This window comes from Prolinoborus fasciculus, assembly GCF_056724605.1.
Genome location: NZ_JBWZQN010000016.1, coordinates 1 through 12,419, shown reverse-complemented (window position 1 = coordinate 12,419; position 12,419 = coordinate 1). Strand labels below are relative to the sequence as shown.

General features: G+C 42.3%; 15 protein-coding genes. 11 read left to right on the top strand and 4 right to left on the bottom strand.

Annotated features, from left to right (window positions below; translation table 11 throughout):
- Positions 1-20: 20 nt before the first annotated feature.
- Positions 21-362, bottom strand: a complete 342-nt coding sequence (gene grxD, locus AC1P5O_RS05620; RefSeq protein ID WP_004279738.1) for a Grx4 family monothiol glutaredoxin — start codon at positions 360-362, stop codon at positions 21-23.
- Positions 363-522: 160 nt separating this feature from the next.
- Here grxD and AC1P5O_RS05615 point away from each other — a divergent pair, with 160 nt between their 5' ends.
- Complete coding sequence (locus AC1P5O_RS05615) at positions 523-1,734, top strand: aspartate aminotransferase family protein (RefSeq protein ID WP_005251319.1); 1,212 nt, start codon at positions 523-525, stop codon at positions 1,732-1,734.
- Positions 1,735-1,793: 59 nt separating this feature from the next.
- Here AC1P5O_RS05615 and AC1P5O_RS05610 read toward each other — a convergent pair whose 3' ends face one another.
- The 3 genes from AC1P5O_RS05610 to surE form a co-directional block, all read right to left on the bottom strand.
- Positions 1,794-2,723, bottom strand: a complete 930-nt coding sequence (locus AC1P5O_RS05610) for a LysR family transcriptional regulator (protein WP_004279736.1) — start codon at positions 2,721-2,723, stop codon at positions 1,794-1,796.
- Between the two features lie 91 nt (positions 2,724-2,814).
- Positions 2,815-3,645, bottom strand: a complete 831-nt coding sequence (locus tag AC1P5O_RS05605) for a peptidoglycan DD-metalloendopeptidase family protein (RefSeq protein ID WP_005104583.1) — start codon at positions 3,643-3,645, stop codon at positions 2,815-2,817.
- Positions 3,646-3,739: 94 nt separating this feature from the next.
- The gene (gene surE, locus AC1P5O_RS05600) at positions 3,740-4,528 is read right to left on the bottom strand and encodes a 5'/3'-nucleotidase SurE (protein ID WP_005251318.1); all 789 of its coding nucleotides are present in this window, start codon (positions 4,526-4,528) and stop codon (positions 3,740-3,742) included.
- 111 nt (positions 4,529-4,639) lie between these two features.
- Between surE and AC1P5O_RS05595 the strand changes: the two genes are divergently transcribed.
- The 10 genes from AC1P5O_RS05595 (at position 4,640) to AC1P5O_RS05550 (ending at position 12,295) form a co-directional block, all read left to right on the top strand.
- The gene (locus tag AC1P5O_RS05595) at positions 4,640-5,011 is read left to right on the top strand and encodes an MCR_0457 family protein (protein ID WP_005251317.1); all 372 of its coding nucleotides are present in this window, start codon (positions 4,640-4,642) and stop codon (positions 5,009-5,011) included.
- A gap of 161 nt (positions 5,012-5,172) precedes the next feature.
- On the top strand, positions 5,173-5,553 hold the full coding sequence (locus AC1P5O_RS05590) for an MCR_0457 family protein (protein ID WP_004646539.1): 381 nt from the start codon (positions 5,173-5,175) through the stop codon (positions 5,551-5,553).
- A gap of 128 nt (positions 5,554-5,681) precedes the next feature.
- On the top strand, positions 5,682-6,830 hold the full coding sequence (gene dacC, locus AC1P5O_RS05585) for a D-alanyl-D-alanine carboxypeptidase PBP5/6 (RefSeq protein ID WP_121979714.1): 1,149 nt from the start codon (positions 5,682-5,684) through the stop codon (positions 6,828-6,830).
- Positions 6,831-6,941: 111 nt separating this feature from the next.
- Complete coding sequence (locus AC1P5O_RS05580; RefSeq protein ID WP_004646536.1) at positions 6,942-7,472, top strand: gamma carbonic anhydrase family protein; 531 nt, start codon at positions 6,942-6,944, stop codon at positions 7,470-7,472.
- A gap of 68 nt (positions 7,473-7,540) precedes the next feature.
- Positions 7,541-8,113 (top strand): hypothetical protein, encoded by a 573-nt coding sequence (locus tag AC1P5O_RS05575; RefSeq protein WP_121980358.1) that lies wholly within the window; start codon positions 7,541-7,543, stop codon positions 8,111-8,113.
- 41 nt (positions 8,114-8,154) lie between these two features.
- Positions 8,155-8,640, top strand: a complete 486-nt coding sequence (locus tag AC1P5O_RS05570) for an NUDIX hydrolase (protein ID WP_121980357.1) — start codon at positions 8,155-8,157, stop codon at positions 8,638-8,640.
- 4 nt (positions 8,641-8,644) lie between these two features.
- Positions 8,645-9,784, top strand: coding sequence for a tRNA 2-thiouridine(34) synthase MnmA (gene mnmA, locus AC1P5O_RS05565; RefSeq protein ID WP_004646533.1), 1,140 nt, complete (start codon positions 8,645-8,647; stop codon positions 9,782-9,784).
- Positions 9,785-9,791: 7 nt separating this feature from the next.
- Positions 9,792-10,523, top strand: a complete 732-nt coding sequence (hflD, locus tag AC1P5O_RS05560) for a high frequency lysogenization protein HflD (RefSeq protein ID WP_005107369.1) — start codon at positions 9,792-9,794, stop codon at positions 10,521-10,523.
- A 54-nt stretch (positions 10,524-10,577) separates the two neighbouring features.
- On the top strand, positions 10,578-11,966 hold the full coding sequence (gene purB / locus AC1P5O_RS05555) for an adenylosuccinate lyase (protein WP_121980356.1): 1,389 nt from the start codon (positions 10,578-10,580) through the stop codon (positions 11,964-11,966).
- 89 nt (positions 11,967-12,055) lie between these two features.
- Entirely contained in the window at positions 12,056-12,295 is a 240-nt protein-coding gene (locus tag AC1P5O_RS05550; protein ID WP_318270652.1) for a hypothetical protein, read from the top strand.
- The last annotated feature ends 124 nt before the right edge of the window (positions 12,296-12,419 follow it).

Below are 12,419 nucleotides of genomic sequence, written 5' to 3'. Positions count from 1 at the left end.
GAACTTAATTTAATACAAAATTAAGCATCAGCTGCCGGGCTATACTGTTCAACTAAAGGCTTTAATTCACCTTTTTGGAACATGTCGAGCATGATATCACTACCACCGATCAACTCACCATTGATCCAAAGCTGTGGAAATGTCGGCCAGTTGGCGATTTGTGGTAACATCGCGCGAATGTCCTGGTTTTCCAGAATGTTTACATAAGCAAACGGACGACCAATTTGACTGAGTGCTTCTACTGCACGTGCAGAAAAACCACATTGTGGAAATTGCGGTGTGCCTTTCATGTAAAGAAGTACTGCGTGTTTTGCAATTTGGTCACGAATTAACGCTTCGGTATCGCGTGCTTGTTCAGTCATTGATAAATCCTCAACTCATCTGTCTCGCATTATACCCAAATCCAGGCAAAACAGTATGTCTAAAGCAATAATTCCAATTTTATTTACAATTACCCTTTAAATCTGAGTGGGTTTTTGCTTATATAAGTTTTTCTTTCCACCTAACAGTTAAGAGTTAGTCATGAATAATATTACCCTCGCACCGGTACAAACTGATCAACCGTCTCATTTGATGCCTGTTTTTGGCCGTCAACCGATCAGCTTTGTCCGAGGACGAGGTGCATATCTTTATACCGAAGATGGTACAGAGTATTTAGATGCATTAACCGGAATTGCGGTATGCGGTTTGGGCCATGCGCATCCAGTCATTGCCGAAGCGATTGCTGAACAGGCAGCGACCCTGATTCATACCAGCAACCTGTTTGAAGTGCCTTGGCAAACCGCTGCCGCACAGAAACTGGCTGAAGTTGCAGGTATGGAAGAAGTATTTTTCTCCAACAGTGGCGCAGAATCAAATGAAGGTGCAATCAAGATTGCACGTAAATTCGGTCATATGCAAGGCATTGCTTCACCAAAAATTATTGTTGCTGACCAGTCTTTCCATGGTCGTACCATGGCCACCCTGTCTGCTACAGGCAATAAAAAAGTGCAAGAAGGTTTTGGCCCGCTGGTTGAAGGTTTTATTCGTGTACCTTTTGGTGATATCGAAGCAATTGAAGAAGCTGCAATCAATCATCCGGATATCGTAGCGATTTTGATTGAGCCTATTCAGGGTGAAGGCGGTGTGAATACCGCACCTCAAGGTTTCAGCTATTTAGAAGAAATTCGCCAAATCTGCAACCAGCATAACTGGCTGATGATGCTGGACGAAGTGCAAACTGGTAATGGCCGTACCGGTAAATACTTTGCTTATCAGCACACCAATATTATTCCGGATGTACTGACCACAGCCAAAGGCTTAGGAAATGGCTTCCCGATTGGTGCAGTCATGACCCAAGGTCGTGGCGTCGGTGTATTAACTGCTGGAAATCACGGTTCTACCTATAGCGGTACAGCACTGGGTTCGCGTGTGGTCTATACCATTCTCGATATTATGCGAAAAGAAAATATCGTCGCGAATGCGGCTGAAAAAGGTGCTTATATCGTTGACCAGCTACTCAACAAACTGGCAGATCAAAATGTCATCGTACGTGGTTTCGGTCTGATGATCGGGATTGAATTACCAAAAGAATGTGGTGATCTGGTTGCGATTGCACGCAATGAATACAAGATGATTATCAATGTCACTGCAGGCAATGTCGTTCGTCTGTTGCCTACCCTGAATATTACCCAGGAGCAGGCAGACCAGTTGATCGAACGTCTGGTAAAAATGATCAAAGCTTATTTGGCATAAAGCCCTAGCCTAAAAATTAAAAAAGCCGCTCTAAAGCGGCTTTTTTATTATTCTGCACTCTATGATGCGTTTTGTAACATACGTCCGCCAGAGATCTGGCTAAAATATTGTTTCAGGGTATCAAGACAACGAAGAATTTTTGTCGGTTGTTGTTCACGTTTCGGAATAACCGCATACAGTGTAATCGATGGCAGTCTCCATTCAGGCAGAACTTCAACTAAAGTACCGTTAAGCAAATCCTTTTTAGCATCAAGATATAAAACCTTGGCAATCCCATTACCCTGCAAGCACATCGATTTTGCAACCAAACCGTTATTGGTACTGAAACGGGATTTCAGTTCAAACTCGGCTTTTTCTGCAGTATTCACATGTTGGAAATGATAATACTGATGGTTTTTAAGATGCGTTAAAGGCAAGACCTCATGATTTTTAAGATCATCAGGTTTCGAAATAATGGTGCTTTGATTAATATAACTCGGTGTCGCCACCAGAATTTGCTCAATCTGCATCAATGGCACAACCTGAAGATTATGCTCATCATTTTTCTGTTCAAATCTTAGGGCGATATCAACTCGCCCATCCAACAAATCAACCTCATGATTGTTTGTTTCTAAATGTACTGCCAAGCCGCGATGTGCAGCTATCCAATGAGAAAGTGCAGGAATCACATGATTCGCGCATAATTCTGGCAAAGAAACGATACGCAGCTCACCCACGAGATCATCACGTAACTCATTGATCCGGACTTTACCGCGCTCAGCAGCAGATAACATTTCTTGACAGCTATGGAAAAAAGCTTGTCCCGCTTCGGTCAGACTTAATTTTCTCGTCGAACGATTTAGAAGTACGACTTCCATATCGTGTTCTAATGAGCGAATTTGTTGACTGACGGCGCTGGTCGTAATCCCTAATTCACGGGCAGCACCGCTAAACGAGTTCTTCTCCACAACGCAAGCAAAGACACCCATTGCTCGAAGTTGATCTAACATAAATTTCCCTCTAAACTTATGAGGTGCTTCATCATTTGATAAAAGCAACTTATTGTATTATACGGCGAAATTTACACTTTGCATTATTTATTTAATTGTTTGGTAAAACTGCAGTAGGATTAATAGGTTTGCCGTCTAAGCGCACCTGAAACTCAAGCATGGTACGGTTTGTACCAGTCGATCCCATTTCTGCAATTTTTTGACCAGCCGTTACATTTTGGCCACTTTTCACATTCAATTTACTGTTATGTGCATAAGCGGTGATATAGCCATTGATATGCTTCACCAACACCAGATTGCCATATTCTTTCAGGCCATCAGCGGCATACACCACCTGCCCGTCTGCTGCTGCAAATACCGGATCGCCGACATTGCCACTATAGCGGGTGCCCTTGATATTAGAAGCTAAATTGTATTGCTGAAGAATCGCACCATTCGATGGTTTTACCCAACGTAAACCTGCAGCCGTAGATACTGGCGTAACCGGTGCAGATGTATTGACGCGTGGTGTGGTTTGTACTGTGGTTGCTGGTGTCACCGGTGCCGGTGTAGGCACTGCAATTGTTTGACGCTGGATTGGCGCTGCCTGAGTCATAGCCTGAGTACTGGTGCTACGGCGCGCAGTATTGCTTTTCAGGCGGATTGATTGTCCGACATAAATCCGGTAAGGCGCACTGATATCATTCATCTCCGCGACACTGATATAGTTCAGCCCATAACGTGCTGCAATCCCGCTCAATGTATCTCCTGAACGCACCGTATAGAAATCAGGAGCTGTTGCATAACGCGTTGCATTATTCACCTGGGGTTTGGTGGCACAACCGGTAATTACTCCTGTAGAAATAACAACGGTCGATAAAACAAGGGTTTTAATCAGGGTTGCAGGCGAAGCTACGACACATTTCGGTAACACCAAGAACATTATCTTCCTCTCTAATGCTATACGGTTGCAAAATTTCGTTAAGATTAGCAAAGTTTTACGGCAATATACTTGCAATCGCGAGTTTTTCACAAAGTTATAACACTAAGGACGCATTTTCTTCCAATTGTGTTTGCAAATTCCGCAAACTCTCATAATTGGTGGCATCCATCTGAATCGGGGTAATACTGACATAGCCATTGGCGACCGCAGAGAAGTCTGAATCAATCTCGCTAAATCCCGGCTTAGGTTCTGCGACTGCTTCTCCCGAGAGTCCAATCCAAAATACCTGACGACCACGCGGATCTACATGACTCGTCACCGGTTTAGACTGACGGCGGCGACTTTGATATGTCACTTTTTCACCCTGCAATTCAGTTACATCTGGAATATTGATATTAAAAATATGTCGCTCAGGCAGAACAGGCAAACCACGAGCAATAAAATCATGCACCCATTCGGCGGCCAACTGATAATCCTGAGGCTGCTGATAGCCACGTACATTCGGCCCACTCAGTGATACGGCAATCGCAGGATGTTTAGTTAAACGACCTTCAAAGGCCGCCCCGACTGTACCGGAATACAAGATATCATCTCCCAGATTTGCGCCGCTATTTATCCCGCTAACCACTAGGTCAAATTCAAAATCAAATAGCCCGTTCATAGCCAAGTAAACGCAATCTGCCGGCGTCCCATTAACCGCCCAGACATCAGGAGAAATCTGGATTGGGCGTAAAGGGCGGTCCAAAGTTAAGGCACTAGAAAAGCCACTGCGTTCACTTTCCGGTGCCACAATCACCACTCGCCCCAAAGGCTTTAGCGCTTGCGCCAAAGCCTGAATACCGGGTGCAAACACCCCATCATCATTTGAAACTAAAATATTCACTAAAAAATCTCGTTACGCTAAAAAATGACTGACTAGGACATTTCATTGTATTAGTGCAGGAATTATATATATTTATTGCTCGACATCCATCTTTATAATATGTGGCTCAAGATGATTAAAAAATTCTCTTTACTTAGCGCTCTCACTTTAAGCTTGGCAGCATTTATTTCCCCTTCAGTCATGGCAAACGATCTGACTGTTGAAGAAAACAATACCATTGTAAAAGAAGATATTGCATCAGCACAGGTTATGGCTGAAGTTTGCCCGGCAATCATTGGTCAAAATCCAAAATTTAACAGCACCGTTGAACAATTGATCCAGTCTTATCTTGCAGACTACTCAGATAAAGGCATGAGCTATCAAAAGCTACAGGCAGACAGTGAATATAAATCTTTACTTGAAGAAGCACGTCAGGGTGCAAAGCAAACCAGCTCAGACGAGCAGAAAACTGTCTGTGAAGAAATGCTGAACTACCAAGGCTAAGCCAGCTAAATTTTCAAATAAGACGGTGTAAACATCGTCTTATTTTCTCTTACAGATTTATTCATAATTCTACAGCTTCGCTACATTTTCCCACTTTTCAATTTCAAAAATAAGTTTAAGCTAGGCAAATTATTGTTCTAAATCCATTTTTTGAGTTTTCAATGAAAAATCCAATATTCCAAGCTTTAACATTCTGCGCAATTTCTGCCGCCACTCTTTTGGGAACTTCTGCATTTGCAGCCGATGAAAACATTAATGTTACCCCAACTCAGCAAGTGACCAAACAGGAACTGGCAGCCATTTATGTTCTTTCAGAAATCTGTCCAAGCATGGTCAAAGACAAGTCACAGTTTAATCAGGGTTATACCAAGCTGGTGACTGAGTATATGCCGGGCCAGCGTAATCCGGTTGAAAGCTTAAACCAGATGGCTAAACAGAACGATTTCCGCAATATTCTGTCCGAAGCACAATCGGATGCCAAGAAAGCCGGCAAGAAAAAAAATCAGGTGATTTGTAATGAATTAACCACCTATAACAATTAAGCTGCTTTTCTGCCGATAACTTACAATACTTTTGAAATAAGACCGGGTTTCCCATAGAAGTCAGCCTAGCTTTGTCCTAAAATGCTAGGCTCTTCGTGCTTACATCAAGATATAGGAACCCACTAGAAATGACCCAAAAAACTGCCCTTGCTGCATTATTATTAGTTCCTAGTTTTAGCTTTGCAGCAACTGTCCTATCTGCACCACCAGAATTGAATAATAAATCCTATGTGCTAATGGACTACGAGACAGGGCAACTTCTCGCTTCAAAAAATGAAAATGAAAAATTAGCCCCTGCTTCAATGACCAAGATGATGACCAGCTACATCATCGAACAAAAACTATTGAGCGGTGAACTCACTGAAGATGAACAAGTGCGCATGAACGAGTCAGCATGGTGTCGCGGCAGTAGCGCGGAATCATGTATGTATGTACCTTTAAATGGTACGGCAACTGCACTTGAAATGCTTCGCGGGATTATTATTCAATCAGGGAATGATGCATCGAAAGCCATGGCTGAACATATTGCAGGGAACGAGGGTACCTTTGCACATATGATGAACCAGGAAGCTAAACGTATTGGCATGACCAATACCAGCTTTATCAATTCAACCGGTATGCCAGCTGAAGGTCATTATTCAACTGCCAAAGATATGGCAGCGCTGGCACAACACATCATTAAAGACAGTTCTAAGTATTATCCGATTTATGCGGAAAAAGAATTTACCTTTAATGGCATCAAGCAAGGTAACCGTAATGCCCTGCTATATACTGATCCGAGTGTAGATGGTTTAAAAACTGGCCACACTGATGAAGCTGGTTATTGTCTGACCACCTCATCAAAACGCGGTCCTACGCGTCTGATTTCAGTGATTTTTGGTGCACCAACCATGCAGGAACGTGCGACACAAACACGTGAATTGCTGGCTTGGGGTTATGCAAACTTCGAAACCAAAAATGTTCAACCTGCTAAACAGGTACTTGCCAAAGCCAAAGTCTGGTTTGGTAAGGAAGATGAAGTTCAGATCGGTCTTGCTGAAAACTTTAACGTGACCATGCCAAAAGGTCAGGCTAATGCGATTAAAACCCAGCTGGTGGTTCAACCTAAACTGACTGCACCTTTACAGCCTGGTCAGGTCGTAGGTAAATACGTAGCGACTCTGGATGGTAAAGTAATTTCAGAAAAACCATTGGTGGCTTTAAACGCGGTTGAAGAAGCTGGTTTCTTCGCACGTATGCTCGACCACATTAAACAGTTCTTCTCAAACTTGTTCTAAGTTTAAATAAACTGTTTTAGTCCCGGACTAAGACCAAAGCACTCATTCAGATGGGTGCTTTTTATTTTATACTATGCACATGATCCTTAAACTTTTAATGAGCAGATCACCATGAGCCAAAACATTCGTTCTTATTTAGACACGACTCCAGAAATTGATAAATCGTGTTATATCGATCCGATGGGAATCGTGGTCGGCGATGTGGTCTTGGCTGAAAATGTTTCTGTCTGGCCTTTTGCCGTGATTCGTGGTGATGTTAATTCAATCCGGATTGGTAAAAATTCGAATGTTCAGGATCATGCCATGTTGCATGTCAGTCATAAAAAAGCCGATAAACCGAATGGTTCGCCTTTGATCATTGGTGAAGATGTCACGATTGGCCATCATGTGACATTGCATGGTTGTACGATTGGTAATCGTGTACTAATTGGGATTAACAGCATTATTCTGGATGATGTCATCATTCCGAATGATGTGATGATTGGTGCAGGTACGCTAGTTCCACCGGGTAAAGTTTTGGAAAGTGGCTGGCTCTATGTTGGTAGCCCGGCAAAAAAAGCACGTCCGCTCACTGAAAAAGAAATGGCGTTCTTGCCGTATTCTGCACATAATTATGTAAAAGTTTCTGAGAATTATAAATAACTGTTTTAATTGCCAAATTTTTTGATCGTTAGATACAATAAATTAAATCTATCTCTATATGAATATTTATGTTTAAAGAAATTGAAAAATATGTGGGATTTTATCTACTCACCTACATAATAATTTTATTCATATGTGGATTTTTTCAGTACATAGCAGTGTGTCAAGGACAATCTTTATCTTGTAGCTTCAGTATGACTGGAATTAACACAATTATTACAACCACTGCTTATGTAATAACACCTATAGTTGCCATCATTGGTTTTATTTCTTGGAAGGTACAATATAACATTCAACTCGAAAAAAATGATCTCAGAAATGCTTTAGAGGCTGCCGTCATACTCAAGGAAAATATAAATTATTTTGAAGTACATTTAAATAACTTATATTTACAAATACAAGAAGTACCCGTAAAAAACTTCGAAACACTTATTTCACATTATGATGAAAATAAAGTTGAAATTAGACAAAAAAGACGTGAACTTTCCCTGAATACAATCAAATATTACTCATGTCTAGAAATATGCCAACATCCAATTCCTGAAAGTCAAATTGACTTTCTATATAATCATAACAATGAATTTGAAGGAAAGTTTAAAACTATAGTTTTCGGAAAATTTCATCATAGCCACACACCCTAAAATTTTATACAATAGTGCATCCTCTTCCATGGTGCTGCTTTATGACCGCTTGGACTGCTCATGTCACTGTCGCAACTGTCGTTGAAAAAGACGGAAAATTCCTGTTTGTAGAAGAACATACAGAAGGTGTGACACACACGGTATTTAATCAGCCAGCAGGTCATGTTGAATGCGGTGAAACCATTATTGAAGCCGCAATTCGTGAAACCATGGAAGAAACAGGTCATAGGGTGGAAGTAAAACACTTATTAGGTATATATACCTATACTCCACCGATGTTCCCGGATCGTACTTATTACCGTTTCTGTTTCTTGGCCAAATCCATTGACTATGACCCAAGTGCCACTTTAGATACAGATATTATCGGCGCAGTCTGGATGACGCTTGATGAACTGATTGAATCTGCTCGCGCGCGTAGTCCATTGGTGATTAAAGCCGTGCAAGATGCGCTTTCAGGTCAAAAATATCCTTTATCGCTCATTTACGAGCACCAAAATTCTCCCTTAATTTCAAATTTGGATGCCTAATCCTATGCAACAACGTGTCATCGTCGGTATGTCAGGTGGTGTAGATTCATCTGTTTCTGCTGCCCTTTTACTTCAACAAGGTTATCAGGTTGAAGGTCTTTTCATGAAAAACTGGGAAGAAGATGACGGCACAGAATATTGCACGGCGATGGATGACCTTGCCGATGCACAAGCCGTTTGCGACAAAATCGGGATTAAACTGCATACCGCAAACTTTGCCATGGAATATTGGGATCGCGTATTCGAGCATTTCCTGGCGGAATATGCGGCTGGCCGTACGCCAAACCCAGACATTTTATGTAATAAAGAAATTAAATTCCGTGCCTTCTTAGATCACGCGATTAACTTGGGTGCAGACTTTATTGCCACAGGCCATTACTGCCGTCGTGGTGAAACCATGACCAACTCACGTGGTGAAGAATATGCACCTTTATTGCGTGGTGTGGACAATAACAAAGACCAGACTTATTTCCTGCATGCTGTCCATGGTCGTGAAATTAATAAGACCCTGTTCCCTGTTGGTGAAATTGAAAAGCCACAAGTCCGTAAAATTGCAGAAGAATTAGATCTGGTTACTGCCAAGAAAAAAGACTCGACCGGGATCTGTTTCATTGGTGAACGTCGTTTTAATGACTTCTTGAAGCAATATTTACCCGCTCAACCCGGAAAAATCGTGCTGGAAGACGGTAAAGAGGTTGGTGATCATCACGGCTTAATGTACTATACGCTCGGTCAACGCGGTGGTATTGGTATTGGCGGTATGAAGGGCGTTGCTGAAGGTGCCTGGTTCGTATTGCATAAAGATATCGAAGGCAATCGTCTGGTGGTCGGTCAAGGCCATGAACACCCACTCATGCAAAGTACTACACTTTGGAGTGAAGCGATTGACTGGGTCGCAGGTGAGCAGGATATTCCTGAAACAGGCTTCCGCTGTACGGCCAAAACCCGTTACCGTCAGACTGATCAAGCATGTACTGTGTATCAAGATTCAGAATCACCGAATGGTGTTCGTGTTGAGTTTGATGAACCTCAACGTGCAGTGACCCCGGGTCAAAGCGTGGTGTTCTATTCAGGTGAAGTTTGTTTAGGGGGTGGTGTGATTCATCATACCAATGCACCTAAACCTGATTTTATAAAAGGATGAATTCGGCATGACGGAGTTACCATTTCAACCAGCCACAACGTTGAATACTCGTCAAAATCGTGCTTTGGCATTAGCGGGTGTGTTTCAGGCCACCCAGCTGACCCATATGACAGCATTGACAGGTCAGCAAAGCATTGGTGAAAGTGGTAACTTTTATTTTGAACAGTTGATTAGAGCCAGTCTTAATATCCGTCCCGGCAGTAATCAAAATGCCCAGACCCTAGACTTTTTTAATCAACTGGCTGATATTTCCTTAGGTTTAAAAACATTAGAAAGCAGCATTATTCAACCCTTCAATACTTCTCCAAAATCCAGAATTCCAAAACTTTCCAGCACCAAACTTCCCATGAGCTATGCAATGGCACTTCTTCAGTTAGAAAAGAAGGTCTATAGCAATCCCAAATTTGTTGAAATTATTGAACAGTCCCAACAGAAAATTCTCAGACAGCTTTCTTTCTTTGATAATAATTACCTGCACCCCAGCATCATTGCCAATCTCGCTCAAACCTATGTCGATACGGCCGGACAGATTAATCCGCGCATTATGGTACGTGGTAATGCTGAAGCCTTTAAAGATGCCGGACACACCAACCGTATTCGTGCGTCCTTATTTACCGGTTTGCAAATGGCGCACTTGTGGCGTCAGCTCGGTGGCAGCTCTTGGGGCATGGTATTTGGCAAGCGCAAGTTGCTACAAGATATTCAGAATCTAGCGCGTTTACAGTTTCAGGTGGTTTAACTGATGCTGCACGTGTTTCGTTTTACGTTTAATTCCAAAATCTAAGGAATCGATATGAACGCTTTAACTGCACTTTCTCCATTAGATGGACGTTACGCGAGCAAATGTGATGCTCTACGTCCTTTTCTTTCTGAGTTTGGTTTAATCCATGCTCGTGTGACTGTTGAAGTGCGTTGGTTACAAGCGCTTGCAAACCACCCGGAAATTACTGAAGTACCGGCGTTTTCAGGCGAAACTAATGCAGCGCTTGATGCGATTGTGAGCGATTTTTCTGAAGATGATGCCAATCGCATCAAAGAGATCGAACGCACCACTAACCACGACGTTAAAGCGGTTGAGTATTTCCTGAAAGAAAAAATCGCTGGTATCGAAGAACTTAAAAATGCCGGTGAATTCATTCACTTTGCATGTACGTCTGAAGATATTAACAACCTGTCACATGCCTTGATGCTGAAAAGCGGTCGTGATGTACTGGTTGCATCTATGCAGCAAATCATCGATTCAATCGTTGCGCTTTCTGAAAAGCATGCAGACCAGCCAATGTTGTCTCGTACTCATGGTCAAACTGCAAGCCCGACAACTTTGGGTAAAGAAATGGCGAACGTGGCTTACCGCCTCGCACGCCAAATCAAACAGTTCAAAAATGTTGAGCTACTGGGCAAAATCAATGGTGCAGTAGGTAACTACAATGCGCACTACTCTGCTTACCCAGACATCAACTGGCCTGCGCACTCACAAGCATTTGTAGAGTCTTTGGGTCTAGACTTCAACCCGTACACCACTCAAATCGAGCCACATGACTATATGGCTGAACTGTTTGATGCGCTACGTCGTTTCAACACTATTCTGATCGATTTTAACCGTGACATTTGGGGCTATATCTCTCTTGGTTTCTTCAAGCAAAAACTAAAAGAAGGCGAAGTTGGTTCTTCAACCATGCCACACAAAGTTAACCCAATTGACTTTGAAAACTCTGAAGGTAACTTGGGTATTGCCAATGCTGTACTTGCACACCTTGGCGAAAAACTGCCTATTTCTCGCTGGCAGCGTGACCTGACTGACTCTACGGTGCTTCGTAACATGGGTGTTGGTTTTGCGCAAAGCTTAATTGCTTTTGAAGCTTGCTCTAAAGGTATTGGTAAACTTGAGTTGAATGCTGCGCGTATCAATGAAGATTTAGACAATGCGCAAGAAGTATTGGCTGAGCCTATTCAAACTGTAATGCGTCGTTACAACGTTGAAAAACCATACGAAAAACTAAAAGCCCTGACTCGTGGTCAAGCCATGACTCGCGACATGATGGTTGATTTCGTAAACGGCAACGAGTTAGAAGCTGTTCCTGCTGCTGACCGTGCGCGTTTAGCGGAAATGACACCTGCATCATATACAGGTAATGCTGCTGACCAGGCCAAACAAGTAGCTGCGCTGATTGCAAAAATCTAATTTGCAATAAGACGAAAAGGCGAAGCTCAGGCTTCGCCTTTTTATTTATAATGTGTTTTATTCTAAAAAAGATATTTCATAATAACGACATGATTGAACATCGACTTTCTGCCAAACATTACGCGAGCCTGGGCATTTTAATTCTGGCGAGTTTGCTTGCCAGTATTCGTCCTTTAGAACTGGAAGCTTATCTCTTGCATCAAGCAGGCACAGTTTTCATGATCATCATGCTGCTCATCTGCCTGTATAAAATCGGGCTGAATTTTTTAAGTTTTAATTTATATATTCTTTTTCTGATTGTTCATGTGATTGCTGCGCACTATCTGTAAGTTGACAAAAATAACTAATGATGCGAAAAGGTTTTTTTAGTTAACAGATGTTCACACATGCCTAGAATTGTTTCTGTACCACTTAGTTTAGAACAGCGAGAACGACTCATTTTTCTGGTCAAGC